This window comes from Polaribacter filamentus (assembly GCF_002943715.1).
Lineage (GTDB): Bacteria > Bacteroidota > Bacteroidia > Flavobacteriales > Flavobacteriaceae > Polaribacter > Polaribacter filamentus.
On record NZ_MQUA01000013.1, the window covers coordinates 2398885 to 2419875 of the forward strand.

The 20991-nt window shown below is 33.1% G+C and carries 23 protein-coding genes; 5 read left to right on the forward strand and 18 right to left on the reverse strand.

Annotated features, from left to right (window positions below; genetic code table 11):
- Positions 1–254 precede the first annotated feature (254 nt).
- From BST83_RS12900 to BST83_RS12915, 4 genes are all read right to left on the reverse strand, one after another.
- The gene (locus tag BST83_RS12900) at positions 255–920 is read right to left on the reverse strand and encodes an Lcl C-terminal domain-containing protein (protein ID WP_104810138.1); all 666 of its coding nucleotides are present in this window, start codon (positions 918–920) and stop codon (positions 255–257) included.
- A 70-nt stretch (positions 921–990) separates the two neighbouring features.
- Positions 991–1569: a hypothetical protein gene (locus BST83_RS12905; protein ID WP_170062790.1), complete on the reverse strand. Its 579-nt coding sequence runs from the start codon at positions 1567–1569 to the stop codon at positions 991–993.
- On the reverse strand, positions 1545–1844 hold the full coding sequence (locus BST83_RS12910) for a DUF8740 domain-containing protein (protein ID WP_104810140.1): 300 nt from the start codon (positions 1842–1844) through the stop codon (positions 1545–1547). The genes BST83_RS12905 and BST83_RS12910 overlap by 25 nt, the downstream gene beginning before the upstream one ends.
- Before the next feature lie 8 nt (positions 1845–1852).
- Entirely contained in the window at positions 1853–2335 is a 483-nt protein-coding gene (locus BST83_RS12915) for a T9SS type A sorting domain-containing protein (RefSeq protein WP_104810141.1), read from the reverse strand.
- Positions 2336–3019: 684 nt separating this feature from the next.
- On the opposite strand from BST83_RS12915, the gene BST83_RS12920 reads away from it, so the two are divergent.
- Positions 3020–3334, forward strand: coding sequence for an amidohydrolase family protein (locus BST83_RS12920; RefSeq protein ID WP_367889195.1), 315 nt, complete (start codon positions 3020–3022; stop codon positions 3332–3334).
- 104 nt (positions 3335–3438) lie between these two features.
- Here the strand turns inward: BST83_RS12920 and BST83_RS12925 are convergent, their stop codons facing one another.
- On the reverse strand, positions 3439–4635 hold the full coding sequence (locus tag BST83_RS12925) for an IS4 family transposase (RefSeq protein ID WP_104808119.1): 1197 nt from the start codon (positions 4633–4635) through the stop codon (positions 3439–3441).
- 111 nt (positions 4636–4746) lie between these two features.
- Here BST83_RS12925 and BST83_RS12930 point away from each other — a divergent pair, with 111 nt between their 5' ends.
- The gene (locus tag BST83_RS12930; protein WP_104810142.1) at positions 4747–5178 is read left to right on the forward strand and encodes a YybH family protein; all 432 of its coding nucleotides are present in this window, start codon (positions 4747–4749) and stop codon (positions 5176–5178) included.
- A 127-nt stretch (positions 5179–5305) separates the two neighbouring features.
- Positions 5306–5779, forward strand: coding sequence for a GNAT family N-acetyltransferase (locus BST83_RS12935; protein WP_104810143.1), 474 nt, complete (start codon positions 5306–5308; stop codon positions 5777–5779).
- Here the strand turns inward: BST83_RS12935 and BST83_RS12940 are convergent.
- The 7 genes from BST83_RS12940 to BST83_RS12970 all read right to left on the reverse strand — a co-directional run bounded on the left by BST83_RS12940 (position 5776) and on the right by BST83_RS12970 (position 13965).
- Positions 5776–6984 carry a M24 family metallopeptidase gene (locus BST83_RS12940; protein WP_104810867.1) on the reverse strand — a complete coding sequence of 403 codons (1209 nt, stop codon included), beginning with the start codon at positions 6982–6984 and terminating at the stop codon, positions 5776–5778. The two genes, BST83_RS12935 and BST83_RS12940, sit on opposite strands and share 4 nt — an antisense overlap.
- 34 nt (positions 6985–7018) lie before the next feature.
- Positions 7019–8266, reverse strand: a complete 1248-nt coding sequence (locus BST83_RS12945) for an NAD(P)/FAD-dependent oxidoreductase (protein ID WP_104810144.1) — start codon at positions 8264–8266, stop codon at positions 7019–7021.
- A complete protein-coding gene (locus BST83_RS12950) occupies positions 8266–8529 on the reverse strand; it encodes a DUF3781 domain-containing protein (RefSeq protein ID WP_104810145.1) in 264 nt (87 codons plus the stop codon). Before BST83_RS12950 ends, BST83_RS12945 begins: the two co-directional genes overlap by 1 nt.
- Before the next feature lie 72 nt (positions 8530–8601).
- A complete protein-coding gene (locus BST83_RS12955) occupies positions 8602–9612 on the reverse strand; it encodes a 4-hydroxyproline epimerase (RefSeq protein WP_104810146.1) in 1011 nt (336 codons plus the stop codon).
- Positions 9605–11341, reverse strand: coding sequence for a DUF885 domain-containing protein (locus tag BST83_RS12960; RefSeq protein WP_104810147.1), 1737 nt, complete (start codon positions 11339–11341; stop codon positions 9605–9607). Before BST83_RS12960 ends, BST83_RS12955 begins: the two co-directional genes overlap by 8 nt.
- 2 nt (positions 11342–11343) lie before the next feature.
- Entirely contained in the window at positions 11344–12924 is a 1581-nt protein-coding gene (locus BST83_RS12965) for an aldehyde dehydrogenase (NADP(+)) (RefSeq protein ID WP_104810148.1), read from the reverse strand.
- A 126-nt stretch (positions 12925–13050) separates the two neighbouring features.
- On the reverse strand, positions 13051–13965 hold the full coding sequence (locus BST83_RS12970) for a dihydrodipicolinate synthase family protein (protein ID WP_104810149.1): 915 nt from the start codon (positions 13963–13965) through the stop codon (positions 13051–13053).
- Positions 13966–14077: 112 nt separating this feature from the next.
- Here BST83_RS12970 and BST83_RS12975 point away from each other — a divergent pair, with 112 nt between their 5' ends.
- Positions 14078–14962, forward strand: coding sequence for an AraC family transcriptional regulator (locus tag BST83_RS12975; protein WP_367889165.1), 885 nt, complete (start codon positions 14078–14080; stop codon positions 14960–14962).
- 54 nt (positions 14963–15016) lie between these two features.
- Here the strand turns inward: BST83_RS12975 and BST83_RS12980 are convergent, their stop codons facing one another.
- Positions 15017–15373, reverse strand: coding sequence for an MmcQ/YjbR family DNA-binding protein (locus BST83_RS12980; protein WP_104810151.1), 357 nt, complete (start codon positions 15371–15373; stop codon positions 15017–15019).
- Positions 15374–15443: 70 nt separating this feature from the next.
- On the opposite strand from BST83_RS12980, the gene BST83_RS12985 reads away from it, so the two are divergent.
- The gene (locus BST83_RS12985) at positions 15444–16424 is read left to right on the forward strand and encodes a CorA family divalent cation transporter (RefSeq protein WP_104810152.1); all 981 of its coding nucleotides are present in this window, start codon (positions 15444–15446) and stop codon (positions 16422–16424) included.
- Between the two features lie 382 nt (positions 16425–16806).
- Here BST83_RS12985 and BST83_RS12995 read toward each other — a convergent pair whose 3' ends face one another.
- From BST83_RS12995 to ruvC, 5 genes are all read right to left on the reverse strand, one after another.
- Positions 16807–17748 carry an alpha/beta fold hydrolase gene (locus BST83_RS12995; RefSeq protein ID WP_104810154.1) on the reverse strand — a complete coding sequence of 314 codons (942 nt, stop codon included), beginning with the start codon at positions 17746–17748 and terminating at the stop codon, positions 16807–16809.
- A 3-nt stretch (positions 17749–17751) separates the two neighbouring features.
- Positions 17752–18501: a cyclase family protein gene (locus tag BST83_RS13000; RefSeq protein WP_104810155.1), complete on the reverse strand. Its 750-nt coding sequence runs from the start codon at positions 18499–18501 to the stop codon at positions 17752–17754.
- Between the two features lie 105 nt (positions 18502–18606).
- A complete protein-coding gene (gene hemW / locus BST83_RS13005) occupies positions 18607–19734 on the reverse strand; it encodes a radical SAM family heme chaperone HemW (RefSeq protein ID WP_104810156.1) in 1128 nt (375 codons plus the stop codon).
- Between the two features lie 106 nt (positions 19735–19840).
- Positions 19841–20203 carry a four helix bundle protein gene (locus BST83_RS13010; RefSeq protein ID WP_104810157.1) on the reverse strand — a complete coding sequence of 121 codons (363 nt, stop codon included), beginning with the start codon at positions 20201–20203 and terminating at the stop codon, positions 19841–19843.
- 77 nt (positions 20204–20280) lie between these two features.
- A complete protein-coding gene (gene ruvC / locus BST83_RS13015; protein WP_104810158.1) occupies positions 20281–20832 on the reverse strand; it encodes a crossover junction endodeoxyribonuclease RuvC in 552 nt (183 codons plus the stop codon).
- Positions 20833–20991 lie beyond the last annotated feature (159 nt).

The window sequence follows — 20991 nt, forward strand, 5'->3', positions numbered from 1 at the left end:
TGAGATTACTTCGGTCATACTTTCCTCATAATGTCTTTCGGATGCGTCATTGCGAGGAGGCACGACGTGGAAATCTGTCTGTTTTTAGTTTCAATTCATGAGATTACTTCGGTCATGCTTCCCTCGTAATGACAGGTAATTATTTTTATTAAACAAAAAAAACCACAACCACTTTAAAAAAGTCATCGTGGTTTTGTATTTTTTTTTTTCGACCGCTTACGCGGCACCATTTAAATTGATAAATAACTAAATAATTAAAAAGCCCGAACAGCACGCACGTAGTAAGTGACGTTCTTATTGTTGTAGTTCTGAAAACCATTGTAGAAATACTGTAACAACGCGAAATTGAGAGCGAACTCCGTAGAACTCCAGTAGTAATTAGTGGAAAAAGCACTACCGCCATTTGCTGCTGCAGTACTATTTATCGTTGCCATATTTTGATACATTTCGTTTAACTCATCTTTACTTGGCAAGAACCAATCGGTATATCCTCCGCCTCTATAAGCTCTTGCTAAACCGGCTGCATAAGCTGTTTCTACAGCACCTTGGTTTGCTATGATTGCTGTGGTATTTGCGCTTCCTGTACCAATAGCAGTGGCTGTTGCTCCAGTTGTTGTATTAGAACCATTATACCACTGAATGCCCACACTCTGGTCTTCAATAGCACATACCAAGCCGTGGGTGTTATCTGTAGGATCTACCCAAAATACAACACCACCTACTCTAAAATCTCCTATTGCTACTGTTGGTATTTGGGCTTCTAAAGCCGTTACTTGAGCTTCTAAAGCTGATATTAAGGCTGCTATTCCGTCCAGTTTTGTTTTATCTCCATCAACAAAAGCACCTTCAGATGGTATTACTTGTAAAGTAGATATTGTTACAGCTTTAATACCTGCTAAATCAGTTAGCTCTGAATCCATTAACGCTCCAGCAGCATTTACACTAGTAGCATCTGTATCAACTTTTAAGGTATTAGCAGCTACAGCTGTATTAGCTTGAAACCAACGCTTCTGTATATCCTACTTTTAATGTATTGGCTGTAATTTCACTTGCCTGATCTTCAGTGATGCCTACTTTATCCGTATTGTCTGCAATTGCTGTTGCCTGAGCTGCAGTGATGCCGTCTTTTGCAATATTGTCTGTAATTGCTTTTGCCTGAGCTTCAGTGATGCCTACTTTATCCGTATTGTCTGCAATTGCTGTTGCCTGAGCTTCAGTGATGCCGTCTTTTGCAGTATTGTCTGTAATTGCTGTTGCCTGATCTTCAGTGATGCCAACTTTTAATGTATTGGCTGTAATTGCACTTGCCTGAGCTGTAGTGATGCCATCTTTTAATGTATTGGCTGTAATTGCACTTGCCTGAGCTGCAGTGATGCCGTCTTTTAATGTATTGGCTGTAATTGTAGTTGTATTGTTAGCAATATTAGTAGCATTCGTTTCAGAACTTCCTGACGTTTTTGCATACAATGCAAACGGAACACTCATTAATTGACTGGTGCCTGTTATACTGTAACTTATCCCTCCACTTGGGTCGGTCTCTGTTTTTATAAAATAGGGCCAGCACTCCAATCTATAGTGGCAAAACTATCTGAGGTACTTCCTGTACCTATCTCTAAACTTACTAAGCCGTTTAAGTTGGTCGTTACTGAGTGTGTTTCTGTATATACTGATGCTCCTGTTATGGTGGTTTGTAAGATGCTTATCTGCATCCCTACAGATTGATTCGTTAAAAGGGTATTAGTAGCATCTCGCACAACTGCCTGGTAACTCATCTTTTCTGGTGCTTGTGCAAAAGTGCTTGCAGTAACTAATAAGAAGGCTAAAATTGTGTATCGTTTTTTCATAGGGTATCTTATTTTTTAATAATCTTAAAAGTTTTTAATTCTTGGTTGTGTCGGTTTACTTTTAAAATGTAAATACCTATTGCTAATTGCTGCATGGCAATTTGTGTATCTCCATTGGTAATAATCCCATTAGATATCGCTTTTCCTGTAACATCAAAAAGTGTATAACTTAGGGTATCAAGAGTACTATCCGAAATTTTAAGTATGACATAATCAGACGTTGGATTAGGATAGGTAACGGCGGTTACCTTTACAGTTGTCAATGCTGGATTGCTCAGCGTCTGAAATTCAAACGGGTGTTGCACCCCTTGAGATACCCCACCAGTAGTAGCTGTGTTGGTGGTATAAAATACTTGGCCAATAGTGTAGCTGCTTGAGCCTCCAGATCCCGTAGCTTCACCTCCTGAGGCGGGAATCGTTTCTTGTGCGTGTGCTAATTGTGCAACAAGTAATATACTTGCTACGAGGGAAATTTTTTTTAATAACGTCATAAGCCTAGATATAAAATTTAGTTATAAACGAATCTGAAAATAAATTCAGATTGATTTGCGTAAAATATCAGGGGGGTATTACAAATCAAATGTAGTGTATTTTTTGGATAGTGTATTTTTAATGAGATTAATCATAAAAACGAGTTAAAATAACGATTCAAAAAAATACACAATCACCTCATATACTGTAAGTTAATTTTTATTTATGGGAATTGAGCTGGGATATGAACAGTTACCTCCGCTTGCAGAAAAAACAGATTATGTGATTAACAGAATGAAAGAATTTTAATGAGTTTGGACGGCCTACAGCACAACGTCATCAAAAGAAAATGCCAATGCGGTGCTTTTTTATCTTCAAAACAATTCAGTTTTTTCTCCATTATTAATATAAAAAACAGCTTCATTTTACCGCCTATTTAGAACTTCTTACGGAAAAGTGCATTTGTAAAATACAGTTGTTTAAATTACAACATTTAAAAACTCAGAAATGTTACCTATTTTTTATTGTACAATAACGATCCTAAATTAAAGTGTTTTAGGGTTTATGCTATCGCTTTGCCCTAAAATATTTTTATTCATTCTTAAAAATTGGATTGTACTTTTTTTAATGCTTATTTTTATGCACAAATTTAAGTTTTCTGTTGCTTTAAATATAGCTTGTAAAACTTTTAGGTAGTAGAAAAAATTTTAAAAGCTGCTACTATAAATGGTGCAGATTATATAGGTGCTGCGGATGAAATTGGTTCTTTAGAAAAAGGGAAATTAGCTGATTTAATTATCATGGATAAAAATCCTTTGGAAGATATTCAAAACTCAAACTCAGTAATGTACACGATGGTAAACGGGCGCTTATATGATGTAGACACCATGAACGAAGTTGGAAATTATGACACAAAAAGAAGTGAATTCTACTTTGAAATGGGTGGTTACAACCAAGGACTTCCTTTTAATACAAACACAAATAGTTTCACGACTCCTACTTGTAGTTGTCATAATTAATATTTAAAATCATTAGTGTCCGATAAAACTACAAAATTTAATTAAACCCATTTTAGAGCCCAATAAACACGTTCTATATTTTTCTTTTTGAGTTAGCAAGGTGTCTATTTAAAAAGTTGCAGTTGTATATCTGGAGGTTTTGATGTGAGTTCCCACCATTGTTTGTTTGGGTTTTCGAGAAATTTAAACAGATCAATGTAGGTCATCAGATGAAATCTCATCACAGAAACCATATTTGAATATGCCCATTTTCGTTTGATTTTTCTTTGTATCACAAGCATGATGAGTTGAATGATTAATGCTGACCATATCTGAATCTCTATTGCATTTTGATTATCTCCAAGAAAATATTTAAGGGGAAAGTTCTGCTTGAGTCTTTTAAACATCGTTTCAATCTGCCATCTGTGTTTGTATATATCTGCTACTTGGTCTGGAGATATTTCTGCATTATTGGTGATAAACTCATATACCTTTTCTTTTGTAGCATCCCAATAAGCAACTCTTCTTATTTGAATAGATTTATCGTCTTTTTCTATCAATATAAGTTCATCTTTTAGTATTGCATCACTTGTTTTGTCTGCTAAATCAAATTCTTTAATGCTTTTATAGACAGCATTGTCTTTTTGGCGAGTTACAAAGTAAATATCATTTAAAGTCCACTCTAAATATTGGAGATAATCATTGTATGCTTTATCAAAAACGACAAAAGAATCTTTCTCTAAATTTAACTCTTTTAAAAAAGTGTGGTCGTGAGTAGCAGCACTGCTAAAACGTATCAGACAAGGTACATCTTCCAAAGCATTTATCATTGTGTGCATCTTTATACCTCCTTTTTTCTTACCTGTAATAGGATTACGACCAACTCCTTTTAAAATATCACTAAATAGGCTGATTGTGGTAGAATCTACAATTTTTAAATTCTTTACAGGAGATTTTAATGGACTGCTGTCCGATAAAAATGGAGCGTAGCGTTTGTATAATTTTGAATAAATTGCTCCAAAGACTTCACTGGTTCTTTTCTTGTTAGCATCTGACAATGTACTTCGCTTAGGGAAATGTTTTAGATTTAAATGGCTGATACGCCCTTCACAAGCTAATAAAACGGTCGACAACTCTCTAAGTGAGGAAACTCCACTCATTGTGGCATAAAGCATCGTGACTAAATGGTCGTAGGTTTTAAACTTTTTGTAGTAGCGGTCACTGTTATAGATTTTGGCTGTCCGAGTAATATCTGCTTGTGGTATATATTTTAAAATCTGTTTAATTATTGGTGTTCCGCTAAAGTGTGTACTTTTGTTCATATCTCAATTTTGTGGTAAAAATCAAGATATAAATAAAGCAGGAAATCCAACTATGGAAATCCTGCTTTTAAAATTATTTATCGGACACTAATGATTTAAAATATCAGTAGTATGAAAAAATTAATGTTTTTATTCGCAGCGATTTTAGTGCTTTCTTCTTGTAAAATTGAAACAAAAGAGCAAGACAAAAAAGACATTTTAGCCATCATGGATGCGCAACAAATTGCTTGGTCTAAACATGATTTAGAAGGATTTATGCAAGGGTATTGGAAATCGGATTCATTAAAATTTTACGGTAGTAACGGCGTAAAACTTGGTTGGGATAAAACCTTAGCGAACTATAAGAAAAGATATCCAACTCCTGATCATTCAGGAATCTTAGAATTTAAAATAAATGACATTACTAAGATTGAAAAAGAATCTTATTATGTGATGGGAGCATATCATTTAACACGTAAAGTTGGAGATGCCAGCGGTGTATTTATGATTATTTTTAGGAAAATTAAAGGTGAATGGAAAATTGTTGCTGATACTTCTTGTTAAAACAAAGTACCTAAAAAAACTACATTTTAAATTAAACCCGCAATGAAACAGCAACTCTATTTAGGATTGTTTTAGAATATTTATCTGTAGTTTTGCTTTCTAATTTATAGTGAAAAATCAATAAACAATGAAACCAATCGTAAGACTTGCAACTAAAAATGATTTAGCAACTTTAAATACGTTTATGGATGGGTTGGTAGAAGCAGAACGCCCAATGGATGTGACCATTAAAGATGGAAAAGTTATCTATTATGATTTAGAAGGTTTTATCCTTTCAGAAGATGCCGTTTTATATGTTGCAGAATTGAATGGAGAATTGGTCGCTTCTGGCTATGCTAAAATAAAAAAAGACAGAATTTACTTAAAGCACGAGGCGCATGCATATTTAGGATTTATGTATGTTCCAGAAAAACATCGAGGAAATGGATACAACAAATTAATTATTGATGCTTTATTAGCTTGGTCTAAAACAAGAAACATCAATGAAATTCGACTAGATGTGTACGAAACAAATCCTTCCGCTATTAGAGCATATCAAAAAACTGGGTTTAAAAAACACCTAATTCAAATGCGTTTGGACCTACATGATTTTGATGCTTAAATCCCGAATGGATTCTCTATCGAATGCATCGGTTTTGTAAACCATTTTGGCCCTTTATTTGTCATATAAATATGGTCTTCCAATCGTATTCCGAATTTATCAGGAACACAAATCATTGGTTCGTTGCTAATTGTCATTCCTATTTCTAAAATAGTATGATCATTTCTTACTAGATAAGGCCATTCATGAATTTCTAAACCAATTCCGTGACCAGTTCTATGCGGTAATCCAGGTAATTTATAATCAGGCCCTAAATTGTAAAACTCTAACACAACTCTTGCTGCAGCATCTATCGCTGCACAGGTATTCCCTAATTGAGCTGCATCAAATGCTGCTTGTTGTGTTTCTTTTTCGATATTCCAAATTCGAGTTTGTTCTTCATTCGCTTTTCCAAAAACATAGGTTCTAGTAATGTCTGAAATATAATCGTGTAACACACAACCGGTATCAACTAAAACAACTTCGTTTTCTGCTAAATCTTTTGGAGATTTTACGCCGTGCGGAAATGATGAATCAACGCCAAATAATACAATACAAAAATAAGAACCAGACGGAATTCCGTATTTTACATGTGCATCGTTAATAAAATCAGTTACTTCTTTGGCTGAAATTCCAACACGTAAAATTCTTGCCGCAGCTTTCTGAACTTCTAAAGTAATATTCATAGCTTGTTGCATAATTGCAATTTCAGCATCCGATTTAATCATTCTACAACCAGCCGTAATTGGTTTTGCATTTACTAATTTGTATGAATTTTGACCATTTCGAATTCCGTCAAAAACAAAAAACGGAGTAGCTTCATCCATAGAAATTTCTCCAGAATCGAGACCATTTTCTTTTAGCAATAATCTAAATAATTCATAAGGAGATTCGTGTTCTTCCCAACCACGAACTGCTCCTTCTATCAACATAAAGTCGAAAATTGTTCCTTTTTCAAACTCAGGAGCAATATATACAAGCGTCCCGTTTGCAAACAATAAAGCCCCAACCATACGTTCGCTGGCATTCCATTTCATTCCTGTAAAATAAAACAAGTTTTTACCAGAATGCAAGTACAATGCGGGTACATTTTGTTCTCGCATTAATTGACATGCTTTGTCAATTCGTTGTTGAAATTCCTCTTTCTGAATTGGTTTTACAAAGTTTACTATTGGCGTAATTGCCGCTAACTCTTCTTTTATGGTAGAACCTCCTATTCCTATCATTGTGTTTTTTTTACGTATTCGTATGTTTTTTATCTTAAAATTTTCTATCCACATGAAACGGGCTTAGATCTAAAGATGTTTTTTTATCAGCAATTATTTCTGAAACCAGTTTACCCGTTGCAGGCCCTAAACTCCAACCCATCATGGCGTGCGCTGTTGCAAAGGTTACGTTTTTACATTTGGATGATTTTCCAATATAAGGCAATCCGTCGGGAGAAAGCGGACGTAAGCCACATTGTGCGTCGTCTATTTCTTGCTGATTTATTTTTAAATTCGGATAATATTGTGCCGCGGCTTTTGCAATTGCGTTTACTCTAACTGGATTTATGTTGTGATTAATTCCACCAATTTCCATAGTTCCCGCAAAACGCGTAAATCCGTTCATTGGTGTAACCGCTACTTTTGCTTCCATTAAAATTGCGGGAATTGTAATATTAGTTTCCCTATCAACATTAATTCGATAGCCTTTTCCTGCTTGCACAGGAATGTTGATATTCAATTTTTTAGCCAAATTCTGAGACCAAGAACCTGTTGCAATTACAAATTCGTCTGCTTTTAAAATCTGATTTTTAGTAGTTACAGAAACTACGTTACCGTCTTTAACCTCAATATCTGTTACTTCTTCGTTTCCTAAAATAGTTACTCCTACTTTTTCTAAATAACTTTTTAACTGGGGCATAAATTCATTGGGCGTCATGTGAGCATCAGAACGATAATACACCGCACCTTTGATATTTAAATCTACATTTTTTTCGATTTTACAAACTTCTTCTTTTGACAGATTCTCCACCTTTAATCCCAAATCGATTGCCTTTTTACCAACATTCCATTCTTCTTCTCCTGCTTTTTCAGTTTGATAATACATTAACAATCCTTTATGCTGATGAAAGAAATCGAATTCTTTTGATGCTTTTAGTTCTTGATACAATTCTCTGCTCAGCAAATTAATATCCTTAATAACCGGTATTGCTTTCTCAACTTTTAATGCTGTCGCAGATTTCTTAAAAGCCAACGTCCATTTTAAAAAATCCATATCCAAACGTGGTTTTACATAAAAAGGACTTTCCGAATTAAACATCCATTTAATCCCTTTTGAAATCATGCCAGGAGCGGCCAACGAAATAACATGACTCGGTGTAATATAACCAGCATTTACATAAGAAGCGCCACTTGAAAAATCAGATTTATCAATAACTGTTACTACATTACCTTCTTTTTGAAGATAATATGCCGTACATAAACCGATAATTCCGCCGCCAATAATAAGTACTTTTTTTGACATTATTTTATAATTTTATCAACTGTAATTACTCTAAAAGTAGTTGAATTGATTGTAATTCTACTATTAGTTTCCTTACTTGAAATATAGTAATTCTTCTCTTTTTTTTTAAAACAATCTAAAGTTGTTTCTAATACTACTTTTTTGATCAAGGCTTCAATTTCTCCATTCAAGAAATTTACGCCTAATTTTTTATTAATTCTTTGATATACAAGTTCTGTATGGCAATGATTTTGTGGAATTTCGCTTTTGTTTATTTTCGACATCTAATATATTATTTGCAATATTAAATTTAACAAAAATCTTTCCTGTTTTAAAAACCTAGAAGGTCTAAAAAATCAAATCACTTGAAAACCCAATGCATACGGATCATCTTCTGTATCAATAGTAATCGTGTTTTGTCCGTATATTTTTGCCCAACCTTTTAGGCTGGGTATTATTGCTTTTTGGCTGTTTAAAGTTGTTTCCTTTTCTACACAACCCACAAACTTGCTTCCAATAAAACTTTCGTGAATAAATTCATCACCCACTTTTAACTTTCCTTTTGCAAACAATTGTGCTAACCTTGCTGATGTTCCTGTACCACAGGGACTTCTATCTATTGCTTTATCACCATAAAAAACGGCATTTCTTCCGTGGGAACTTGCATCAATCGGAGTTCCTGTCCATAATAAATGAGTTACATTTTTGATAGTTTCATTTTCTGGATGCACAAATTGATTTGGATATTTTTTATTAATTTTTTCTCTTACTACTTGGGATAATTGTATAATTTTTGACGCCGTAAAATCTTGCATTCCGCTGAAGTTTTTCTGCGGATCAACAATTGCATAAAAGTTTCCACCATAGGCAACATCGAATGTAATTTCGCCTAATTCTGGGCAATCAATCGTTAAGTTTTCTGCTGCCAAATAACTTTTTACGTTGGTTAATTTCACCCATTCCACTTTATTATTGGTTTGTTTGTATTCAATTTCTACTAAACCAGCAGGCGCTTCCATTCTTATTTTTCCTGCAATTTTTGGTGTAATTAAACCCTCTTCAATGGCAATGGTAATTGTGCCAATGGTGCCGTGTCCGCACATTGGTAAACAACCCGAAGTTTCTATAAATAAAATAGCAAAGTCGTTTTCTGGGTTGTGAGGTTCATACAAAATTGAACCACTCATCATATCATGACCTCTTGGCTCAAACATTAACCCTTTGCGGATCCAGTCAAATTCTTTTAAAAAATGAAGTCGTTTTTCGTTCATGGTTTTCCCTATTAAATCGGGTCCTCCACTTTTTATAACTCTTACAGGGTTTCCGCACGTATGCGCATCAATACAAACAAACGTATGTTTACTCATTTTTTGTTTTCTGAATATAATTGTTGATTCGTTCTTCTAAAATTGCCAATGTAACCGTTCCTTGCTCTAAAACAACTTCATGAAAAGCACTAATATCAAAATTCTGTTGCAATTCTTTTTCTGCCTTTTTACGCAATTCTCTAATTTTTAATTCCCCTATTTTATAAGACAAAGCCTGCCCTGGCCAAGAAATATATCTATCTGTTTCTGTGTTTATTTCATGTAGAGAAAGTGCCGTATTTTCTGACATATAGGCAACAACTTGTTCTCTCGACCAACCTTTTGCATGAATTCCTGTATCTACCACCAACCTGCAAGCGCGCCACATTTCATAAGTATATTTCCCAAATTGTTCATATGGCGTTGTATACATTCCCATTTCATCCGCTAAAAATTCTGAATATAAACCCCAACCTTCGCCATAAGCTGATAAATACAAATCACGTCTAAATTGCGGAATAAAATCACCCAGTTCGTTGTTCAAACTTCCTTGTAAATGATGACCTGGAACTGCTTCATGCACTGTTAAAGAAGGCAATGTATATAAAGTTCTGCTTGGCAAATCGTAGGTGTTTACCCAATAATAACCGGGTTCCGTGCTGTTTTTTGAGGTGCCAACATAACGGCCACTTGTATATTTTGGTGCAATCGCATCCGGAACAGGCGCAACTCCGTATGGTTTTCTAGGCAAGGTTTTAAAGAATTTTGGCAATTGTGCATCTGCTCTTTTTGCCATATCTCTGGCGATCATTAACAATTCTCTAGGAGATTTTGCGTAAAATTGTTCATCTGTTCTTAAAAATTTCAGAAAGTCAGAAAAGCTTCCTTTAAAGTTTAAATCCGTAATAATTGTTTGCATTTCTGCTTTAATTCTTGCAACTTCTTTTAAACCTAATTGATGAATAGCATCCGCCGTATATGTTGTACTAGTGGTATAAAAATTAATTCTGTTTTGATAAAAAGCAACCCCGTTTGGCGTTTCTGAAACACCTAAACTTGTTCTCGTTTTTGGCAAGTATTCCGTTTCAAAAAAAGTTTTAATTTTTTGAAATTGAGGAATTACAGTATTCTCGATCGCTTCTTTTGCCGCAGTTAAAATAGAATCTTTTTGTTGATTTGTAAAAGTGGATGGTAAGTTTTTAAAGGGTTTGTAAAACGGACTTTCTTTAAAATTAGGTACAATATGATCGTTGTAGGTAGACTCATATCCTGTGAAAATAACTTTTGGTTGCGAAACTCCTTTTGCCAAACCTTCTCTTAAATTTAGAAAGTTCTGAGTTACAAATTCTGGCAACGAATTTAATTTAGACAAATATCTTTTAGCATCGTGATAGTTATAAATAGGTCTAATTTCATAATTTAAACTGCTATGAAAACCTGAATCTGATAATAATGGATTTAGAAATTGTTCAAATTTATAGTAATCTATTTGATCTTGTAAAACGAATTTTAAAAGTTTGGCCGAAATTTGTTCTGTTTCAGAAAGTTCAGCTATTTTGATGCATTCAAAAGAGTGCAATTGACTTTCCGCATATTCCGCTTCTGCTTTGTAAAACGCTCTTGTATAAATTCCTAAAGGATATTTTTCTTTATCATAGGCTTCTCTTTCTTCATACGATTGTATCAAGATTTTTAGCTCTTGTGACGAATTTTTGCATTTTTGACTGCCTGAATTACAAGAAACCAACATGGAGAAAATGATGAATACACAAACTTTAAAAAATTTCATTTTTATATTTTTTTAGTGGTTCTTTGTCCATCGATTGTTCTAAAAATGGACATTGGATTTTCGTTTTGCAATTCTTTTGGCAACAAGTCATTTGGCCAATCTTGATAACTAAAAGGACGCACCCAACGTTTTATAGAATTGATACCAACTGCTGTGAATCTGCTATCTGTACATGCAGGATAAGGACCGCCATGAACCATCGATTCGCAAACCTCAACTCCTGTTGGCACACCGTTAAAAATAATTCGTCCTACTCTATTTTGTAATGCAGAAATTACATTTTGAAAGTCAGAAATTTCATTCTCATCAGAAATTATAGTTCCTGTTAATTGTCCTTCTAAATTAGCAATAACTTCTTCTAATTGCGATGCATTATCACATTGAACAATCATAGAAAATGGTCCGAAAACTTCTAAATGTAAGGTAGGATTTTCTAAAAACGTTTTTCCGTCTGCGGTAACAATAGCTTGTTCTGCATAATTATTTTTTATGGATGATGTGTAGTTTGCAGTCACAGACACTTTATCTTGTGAAACTATTTTTTCTTTGTTAGCCGTGTATCCTTTTTTGATATTGGGATGCAACATGCAAGAGGGATTTATTTTGATAATTTCTTCGGATACCTCCGCAATAAAATTGGATAAACTTTCGCTTTTTATTCCTAATAATAAACCCGGATTTGTACAAAACTGCCCAGAACCTAAAGTGATAGAACCCGCATAGGTTTTTGCTATTTCTTGATATCTATTTTCTAATGCTTTTGGTAAAATTATCACCGGATTTATACTTCCCATTTCTGCAAATACCGGAATTGGTTCTGCTCTTTTTGCCGCTAAATCTAACAACGCTCTACCACCATTGATACTCCCTGTAAAACCAACTGCTTTTACTTTATGATGCGAAACTAACTTTTGCCCAACTTCTATTCCGCTTGAATTTAAATTAGAAAAAACACCATTTGGCATTCCTGTTTTTTTTGCTGCTTTTAAAATTGCAGACGCTACTAATTCGCCGGTTCCTGCATGCATTGGATGCGATTTTACAAGCACTGGGCAACCCGAAGCCAATGCTGCTGCAGTATCTCCGCCTGCCGTTGAATAGGCTAACGGAAAATTACTTGCTCCAAAAACAACCACTGGGCCAAGCGGAATTAACATTTTTCTGATATCCGATTTTGGCATTGGTTCTCTGTTTGGTTGCGCTTCATCGATTGTTGCTTCTACCCAAGAACCCTCTGCAACCAAATTTGCAAAACTTCTTAATTGTCCAATTGTTCTGCCTCTTTCACCTTTTGCTCTTCCTTCTGGCAAACCTGATTCTGAACAAAAAGTTTGAATTAACAAATCGTCTAATGCTAAGATTTCATCTGCAATTGCGTTTAGAAATTCGGCTTTTTTTACGCCAGAAATAATTCTGAATTCCTTAAAAGCTGAAGCTGCTAAATTTACTGCTTCTTCAATTTCTTTAGAGGTTGCTTCTACAAAAACCGTTTCATTTTCTTGGTTCAATTCTGGATTGAATGTTTTGTATGTTTTTGTTCCTGTGGCAACTAATTGATTGCCTATATAGTTTTTTCCTGTCATGTATTAATTTGTATTTAACTAATTTGTGTTAGGGATTGCAGCATTTGTTTGAGCTCTTTTTTACTTTTCGTAAAAAAAGCGAGTGCGTAAAGCCCGACCTTTTTAAGGAACACCCAACTAATTATTTTATAAATTTTTATAATTTGGCAACGTAGGTCTCGTTTTTAAACTGCTCTCAATAATATGGACCACTTTTTTACGCTCAACACCAAAAAGTGGCAAACGCGGCGCTCTCACATTTTCTGTTCCTATGTTTGTGTACACTTCTGCCAACTTTATATTTTGCACTAATTTAGGATTAATATCTAACTCTAACAAGGGCAAAAACCATCGAAAAATTTCGATTGCTTCTTTGATTCTTCCTGCCTTTTGAAGCTCGTAAATAGCCACTGTTTCTGCCGGAAAAGCACACACCAAACCAGCAACCCAACCATCTGCGCCCATTAATAAACTTTCTAAAGCAATAGTATCTACACCTGTCATAATCTTTAACCGCGTACCAAACTTATTGATAATTCTAGTAATATTTGTAGTGTCTCTGGTTGATTCTTTTACAGCCTGAATATTTTTACATTCTAACATTTCGTCGAACATATCTAGCGTAACTTCTATTTTATAATCTACCGGATTGTTGTAAATCATAATTGGCAAATCTGTGTTTTTAGCCACTTCTTTAAAATAGGTTACGGTTTCTCTATCACCAGATTTATAACGCATTGGTGGCAAGATCATTAAACCGCTCGCACCATCCTGTTGCGCTTGCTGTGCTGCATAAATTGCGCCTTTTGTAGATTGCTCGGCAATGTTCATGAGCACCGGAATTTTACCTGCCACAACTTCTAAAGTGCTTTTAGTTAATTGTCTTTTTTCTGATTCTAAAAGTGTACTTGCTTCGCCCAAAGTTCCGCCTAAAACAATACCATGTACACCTGCATCTACTTGTGCTTTGATGTTGGTTTGAAACATTTTTAAATCAAGTTTATCGTCTTTTGTAAACTTTGTAGTTACTGCTGGCATCACGCCTTCCCAATTGAATTTCATTTTTATGATTTTTTTGATGGATTAAAGTTAAAGAAATTCAGGCTTTTAAAATACTATTAAATTATTCAATTTTGATAGTATAGTATCCTTAATAGTAGTATTTATATAAATTATGAATATTTTTGTATTACTAACTAATTTAAGTTACATGAAAGTACTTCCTTTTAAAATTCCGAAACCAGAAAATAACGCACTCATTTATCAAGAAGATATTGAGGTTGTTTTTTATGATCAATTGCATCAACATGATGAAATTCAGATTAGTTTTATTGAAAAAGGAAATGGAACTTTATTAGTTGGTGATAAAATTTCTAGCTATGCCGAAAACGATATTTTTATTATTGGCAGCAACTTACCACATGCTTTTAAAAGTGATAAAAATGTAGGCACAAATTCTAAAATGTTGAGTTTATTTTTTACGACCTCTTCTTTTGGGGAACACTTTTTTGAACTACGTGAATTTGCAGAAATTACTACTTTCTTCTCAAAATCAATGCAAGGCTTGGCTGTTAAAATAAATAAAACGGAACTTATAAACTCTTTTTATAAATTAAAAAAAGCAACGAAATTAGAACGTTTTATTTTGTTTTTAGAAATTATAAAAATGATTTCAAATGCTGAGACGGAACCACTTTCTAACTTTGTATACAGTAAAATATATTCTGATATTGAAGGGAAAAGAATGCGTACTGTTTTTGATTTCACAATAGAAAACGCACATCAAAAAATTACTTTGGAAGAAATTGCAAGGATTGCAAATATGACTAAAAATGCATTTTGTAAGTATTTTAAAAAGAGAACTAATAAAACATATATCAGTTTTTTAACAGAGCTTAGAATTGAAAATGCGTGTCAGATTTTAAAATCTAAAGAGGAATTTTCTATTGCAGAAATAGCTTTTAAAAGCGGATTTAATAATATTTCTAATTTTAACAGAAAGTTTAAAGAGGTAAAGAATGTGACGCCTTTTTCGTATCGATTATCCAATGCAATATAAGAATCCTAAATCATAACTATTTTAAGAATGACTGTAATACTTATTCTAAATTTTCTAATTCTGATTTTGATTTTTTTTTAATCCACTCACAACCAAATCATACGAATGATTGATAAGTTCTTTAACTAAAACATCAGAAACATCCGCAGAATTTACAAGTACTGTATTCCAATGTTTTTTATTCATGTGCCAGCCAGCGATAATTCCCTCATATTCTCCTCGTAATTCTTCTGCTTTTTCAGGGTTGCATTTTAAGTTGATTTTTTGTTCTCCTTTTTCCCAAGAGTCTAGTCCTGTTAGGGCAAAGATTTTGTTCATTACTTTAAAAACCAATGTTACGTTATCAAAAGGAAAATGTTCTGTTACTCCTTTTTTTGTAATACAAAAATCGCGAAGTTGTTCTATGTGCATAAATCGATTTTTAAAATGAGGTTTAAAATTTAAAAAAGTATCTTTATATTACCAAAAATAAAGTATTAAAATGGAACAGGAGTTTTTAGAGCTTACCACAATTATACATTACTCTGATAAGAATTACGAAAAAACTAAATTTTCTGGATTGTCAGAGATAGATTTTGTAACACCTTTTAATGGAACTAAATGGATAAACACCTATGGTTTAGACTATCAAAATGAATTTAGAAAAATTATTTTAGAAAACAAACTAGACGATTTTTTGATAAAATTATTGATGGAAGAAGAACATGCAACCAAAGTAATTGTATTAGATAATTTGCTTTTTGTAACCATTAAAGTATTAAAAACTGAAGGTAAAAACTTAGATAATGAACAAATGATTTTTATTGTTTCTCCTCATTTTTTATGGAGTATTCAAGAAAAGCCTGGTGATTATTTTAACTGGATTCGCGAACGATTAGAGGGTCATAAAGGAATTGTTAGAAAGAAAAAAGCAGACTATTTATTGTATCTAATTATTGAAGCTATCATTGATAATTACCAAGATACATACTTAAAACATGCAGAAATTAGTGCCTCTGAGTTAAATGCTACTAATATTAAGCCCACTCCTGAATTTACCTCTTTAGTAGAAAAAAGAAAGCAAGAATTGTTTAGTTTTAAAAAAGCAGCAATAGGTTTAAAAGACATGATTGTAAAACTTGAAAAAGTAGAAATTAAAGGTGTAGATGTAAAATATTTTAGCGAAACTAAAGAACAAACGATCAACTTAATAGCTAATATTGATTTTGAATTGCAAGAGTTAGAAAGTAAAATAAATTTGATTTTCAGTATTCAAGGTCACCGTTTAAATGAGGTGATGAAAACCTTAACAATCTTATCTGTTATCTTTATTCCTTTAACTTTTTTAGCTGGAATTTACGGCATGAATTTCGAGAATATTCCTGAACTAAAGACGCAAAATGGGTACTATATTTTATTAGGAGTTATGGTTGTTATTTCTGTTTTGGCCGTTTGGTATTTTAAACGTAAGAAGTGGTTTTAATGATTGGTTTTTTGTTTTTAATTATTTGACACGGATTTCACGGATTTTAACGGATTTTTATGAACTTATTACTACTTGAAAAAGAAATATATTGAATTCACTTACTTTGGATTCTTGCCTGTGCATGTATGATGAAAAAGCATTTTAGCTATTTGTCCTTGTGAAAATAATTTTCAGATACATAATTAGAGAAATAATCCCCGAAATAACCAAAAACCATTTTAAGATATTGAAAAGTATAAAATATCCAAACCCTCGGCTAGCATGGCTATTTTGAATTTGAACTATTGCTGAGTTTATTCTTTCTGAATTTTCTATAAAAAAATATAAAAGCAAGGAAATTATTGAAATCAATAAAAGTTTAAAGCTTTTCTTATTCGCTTTAATCATTTAAAAAACTACTTAAAACCTCAAAGCTTTCTTTTGGGTTTTCTTCCATCGGTACATGACCAGAATTTTCTAAAACAACTAATTTTGAATTCGATAAAAAACGGTCCATTCGTTTCCCGTTGTCTAAAGGAATCCAAGTATCTTTTGCTCCCCAAATTAATAATGTAGGTGTTTGTATACTTCTTAATTTCTCTAAATTTGATTTTTCTCCTAAGTTAAAATCCGTTTTTGCTCTATCTATAAACGCTAGTCTGTTGCCAACTCTCAATGCCATTTTATGATAACGTGTAACTAAATCATCTGTAATTTTAGTTTTATCGGCATATACTTGCTCCATGTTTTTTTTGATGAAAAATTTAGGAGTTACATATAAAAAAAGCGAATTTAAAACAGGTGTCTTTGCCATTTTAAAAATTGCTGGCTGCGGTTTGTTTGTTGGCAACCCGCTGGCATCCACCAAAATTAGTTTCTCTACTTTTTCAGGATATTCTGCAGCGTAATTCCAAGCAATATTTCCGCCCAAAGAATTCCCCGCTAAATAAAATTTATCAAGCTTTATTTTTGATAAAAACTGCTGTAAAAATTTTGTGTATGCTTCAATAGAATAGTTTGCATCTTTATTAGGGCCGGTTAGTCCGAAAGCAGGCAAATCCATTCGGATGACTCTATGATCTTTAGTAAGTGCTGTTGTCCAATCATTCCAAGTATGCAATGAAGACGCTGTTCCGTGCACTAAAACAATTGGAAAACCTTTGCCTTCATCCCTATAATGCACTTGCATTCCGTTAATTTCTATAAATTTAGAATGCTCATTTGCGTATGCCTTTTTTAAATCCTCCACAGAAACATCTGCATAAGATCCATTGTATATCAACACCAAAAGGATGATTACAATTGCGAGAAGAACCTTCTTTTTAGCACAAATTTTCTTCATGAATTAGTTCGTTATTTTATACAAAATTGGCTTACTTGGTGTGGCGTCATTTTCAAAAGGTGCAATCATTAAGTTTAATAAATACTCACCATCTTCGACTGAATTTGGCACAAAAATAAACTCTGTAATTGTAGCATCCATTCTTACTTTTCCTGCGGTATTCCAGAAAGCATTATGCGCTAATAATTTTCCACCATCATTTTCTTTATCTACAGAAGGCACATCAATTAACAAATGTTTAATTCCTTTTTCTCGCAAATAAATAGCCGCTTCTTCTAGCAAATACGTAGGATTTGTATGCGAATATCGCTTCTTCTTTTTCTCTATTAAATTAGGTAAGGTTCTAATGACGATAGCGTCTCTTTTCTTGTTTCTTAAAGCAGTTTTTAGTTGCTTTTCTGAAATGACAAAATCGCCATTTAACTTTTCTGGCGCAACGGTAACTACCTCTGCCACAAAAAAATAATGTTTTAAATGCTGATTTACAGAATGCACTATTTCTGTAATATGACCAACACACTCTGTATGTGTAATATGAGAATGCGGGTTGAAATGGATGTTGTTAAAATTAACAACTGCACCATTTGCAACACTTATTTCATACTCATCAACTTTTTCCGGAAAAATCTTTGGATCATCCACATACCATGCGTTTATATGTTGTTTTGTAACATCTATTGCAATAGAAATATCGATGGGTTGAGAAACATCTATTTGTATTTTTCTGGAGTTGTATTCTATGGTTGCCTTCATGTATGCTAAACTTATTTCAATATCTTTTTATTACACTTCCAAATATAAGTTTTTAAAACAACCCTTTCAATAAGAATTTGGAAAACTGTCAAGTAACTCCTGAAACTAGTTCACAATGAATAAATCTGAGGCAATTCCGTCTGATAAAAACTTACCTTTTTTAGTGGTTCTTAATACTTGATTTTCAAGATACAATAAATCTTGTTGAAGGTATTTTTTTGATTGATTTTCTAAATATTCGATATATTTATCACCAAACTCATTTCTTATTTTATCAAAAGAAACACCCCAAATAGTGCGTAAACCTGTCATAATGTATTCGTTATAACGATCTTTTTTTGACAAGGTTTCTCTTTCTATTGGCAATGTGTTTTCCGCTATGGCATTAATGTATTTCGTATTATTTCTTACATTCCAACTTCGTTGACTTCCATCAAACGAATGTGCAGAAGGACCGATTCCTAAATATAATTTCCCCAACCAATACGATGAATTATTTTGACTAAAAAAATCTTCTTTCCCAAAGTTGGAGGTTTCATAGTGTATGAAACTGGCTTTTTCTAACTCTTCTATTAAAATATGAAATTGCTCTTGTGCTTTTTCTTCATCCACATTTTTGATAATTCCTTTTTTAATAAAACTTGCCAACGGTGTTTTTGGCTCAACCGTTAGCGCATAACTAGAAATATGCGGCACTCCAAAACTCAAAGCTGTTTGTATATTTTCTCTCCATTCTTGATTTGTACAATCTGGAATTCCGTAAATTAAATCCACCGAAATATTGGCAAAATATTGAGTTGCAAATTCTAAACATTTCTTAGCCTCTTTAGAATTATGCGCACGATTCATCAACTTTAGATCTTTCTCAAAGAATGACTGAATGCCAATACTTAACCTATTTATTGGAGAATTCGAAAGTTCCATTATTTTTTCTTCGGATAAATCATCTGGATTCGCCTCTAACGTAATTTCTGGGTTTTGGACAACCTTGAAATTTTTATAAACGGCAGCTATTAAAGTTTCAATTTCTTTGGTTAATAAAACGCTCGGTGTTCCTCCGCCAAAATAAATAGTTTCTATAGTTGTGTTCCCAAGCTCGCCTTTTCTAATTTCCATTTCTTTAACGAGCGCAACAATCATGTCCTCTTTCTTTTTTAGGGAAGTAGAAAAATGAAAATCGCAGTAAAAACATGCTTGTTTGCAAAATGGGATATGTATGTAGATTCCGGACATATTTTCAATTATCGGTTAACAGTGATCGGTTTTCAATTATCAGTGATCAGTGATCGGTTTTCAATTATCAGTGATCGGTTTTCAATTATCAGTGATCGGTTATCAATTATTGCTTATTGATTCTTGTAGTTTTAAGAATTGCAAATAAAATTCTTCCTATTTCATCTGCTTTTTCAAATAACTCATTAAAGTTTTCTAAGTCTAAATCTCCACTATCTTTTAATAAGTGTAACCAATATTTAGTTTCTAAACATTCTTTATAAGCTATTGACATTTTAGCCGAAAAATCAGCTGTAGAAATTGCGCCATTTGCTTCAACAATATTTGCTCCAACTGACGTTCCACTTCTTAAAATTTGTTTTGAAAGTATAAACTCTCGATTATCCTTAGTTAATTTCTTACTCAATTTAACGATTAGCAATGCTAGGTCATAAGACTTATTTTGTAATGGATTATTCTTTAACTTCATTCCCTTTGATAATTGATAAATGTTTATTGATAAATGTTTATTGATAAATGTTTATTGATAAATGATAATTAAAAAAATTATTTAATTTTTTTCGGATTCTGTTTCACAAAACTTGCCCAACCAGAATAACTTTTTCCGCCAACAACGTTACCTGAATTGTAAAAATGACAAACTGCTGCTGCTAATCCGTCTGTGGCATCTAAGTTTTTTGGTAAGGTTTTTAAATTTAAAAGAGATTTTAGCATCAAGGCAACTTGTTCTTTGCTGGCATTTCCGTTACCAGTAATTGCCATTTTAATCTTCTTGGGCAAATATTCGGTAATGGGAATTTCTCTAGACAAACCTGCAGCCATCGCTACTCCTTGCGCTCTACCCAACTTTAACATCGATTGTACATTTTTACCGAAAAAAGGTGCTTCAATAGCAATCTCATCCGGATTGTAGGTATCAATCAATTCAATGGTGCGTTCAAAAATGAGCTTTAGTTTTAAATAATGGTCATCGTATTTTTGTAGCAACAATTCGTTCATCTGAATGAATTCCATCTTTTTACCTACAACTTTAATCAATCCAAAACCCATAATTGTAGTTCCTGGATCGATGCCTAAAATAATTTTTTCTGTAGTCAAACTTGCTTTTTATATAATGATTGCCAGCAAAGTTAATCTTTTCTTATGGTTTGTAAAGGAATGTAGTAATTGATGATTGTTTTTACTTGCTAACCAAGTCTAACCATGATTGAATCTTTCGTCAAGCTCTATACAAGGTATCTGTTTGAACTCTCCCTA

What these genes read in the sequence shown, in the direction of transcription:
- BST83_RS12900 (WP_104810138.1), bottom strand. Translation starts at nt 920, where the DNA reads ATGGATTCAGAGCTAACTGATTTAGCAGGTATTAAAGCTGTAACAATA.
- BST83_RS12910 (WP_104810140.1), bottom strand. Translation starts at nt 1,844, where the DNA reads ATGAAAAAACGATACACAATTTTAGCCTTCTTATTAGTTACTGCAAGC.
- BST83_RS12915 (WP_104810141.1), bottom strand. Translation starts at nt 2,335, where the DNA reads ATGACGTTATTAAAAAAAATTTCCCTCGTAGCAAGTATATTACTTGTT.
- BST83_RS12925 (WP_104808119.1), bottom strand. Translation starts at nt 4,635, where the DNA reads ATGAACAAAAGTACACACTTTAGCGGAACACCAATAATTAAACAGATT.
- BST83_RS12930 (WP_104810142.1), top strand. Translation starts at nt 4,747, where the DNA reads ATGAAAAAATTAATGTTTTTATTCGCAGCGATTTTAGTGCTTTCTTCT.
- BST83_RS12935 (WP_104810143.1), top strand. Translation starts at nt 5,306, where the DNA reads ATGAAACCAATCGTAAGACTTGCAACTAAAAATGATTTAGCAACTTTA.
- BST83_RS12940 (WP_104810867.1), bottom strand. Translation starts at nt 6,984, where the DNA reads ATGATAGGAATAGGAGGTTCTACCATAAAAGAAGAGTTAGCGGCAATT.
- BST83_RS12945 (WP_104810144.1), bottom strand. Translation starts at nt 8,266, where the DNA reads ATGTCAAAAAAAGTACTTATTATTGGCGGCGGAATTATCGGTTTATGT.
- BST83_RS12950 (WP_104810145.1), bottom strand. Translation starts at nt 8,529, where the DNA reads ATGTCGAAAATAAACAAAAGCGAAATTCCACAAAATCATTGCCATACA.
- BST83_RS12955 (WP_104810146.1), bottom strand. Translation starts at nt 9,612, where the DNA reads ATGAGTAAACATACGTTTGTTTGTATTGATGCGCATACGTGCGGAAAC.
- BST83_RS12960 (WP_104810147.1), bottom strand. Translation starts at nt 11,341, where the DNA reads ATGAAATTTTTTAAAGTTTGTGTATTCATCATTTTCTCCATGTTGGTT.
- BST83_RS12965 (WP_104810148.1), bottom strand. Translation starts at nt 12,924, where the DNA reads ATGACAGGAAAAAACTATATAGGCAATCAATTAGTTGCCACAGGAACA.
- BST83_RS12970 (WP_104810149.1), bottom strand. Translation starts at nt 13,965, where the DNA reads ATGAAATTCAATTGGGAAGGCGTGATGCCAGCAGTAACTACAAAGTTT.
- BST83_RS12975 (WP_367889165.1), top strand. Translation starts at nt 14,078, where the DNA reads ATGAATATTTTTGTATTACTAACTAATTTAAGTTACATGAAAGTACTT.
- BST83_RS12980 (WP_104810151.1), bottom strand. Translation starts at nt 15,373, where the DNA reads ATGCACATAGAACAACTTCGCGATTTTTGTATTACAAAAAAAGGAGTA.
- BST83_RS12985 (WP_104810152.1), top strand. Translation starts at nt 15,444, where the DNA reads ATGGAACAGGAGTTTTTAGAGCTTACCACAATTATACATTACTCTGAT.
- BST83_RS12995 (WP_104810154.1), bottom strand. Translation starts at nt 17,748, where the DNA reads ATGAAGAAAATTTGTGCTAAAAAGAAGGTTCTTCTCGCAATTGTAATC.
- BST83_RS13000 (WP_104810155.1), bottom strand. Translation starts at nt 18,501, where the DNA reads ATGAAGGCAACCATAGAATACAACTCCAGAAAAATACAAATAGATGTT.
- hemW (WP_104810156.1), bottom strand. Translation starts at nt 19,734, where the DNA reads ATGTCCGGAATCTACATACATATCCCATTTTGCAAACAAGCATGTTTT.
- BST83_RS13010 (WP_104810157.1), bottom strand. Translation starts at nt 20,203, where the DNA reads ATGAAGTTAAAGAATAATCCATTACAAAATAAGTCTTATGACCTAGCA.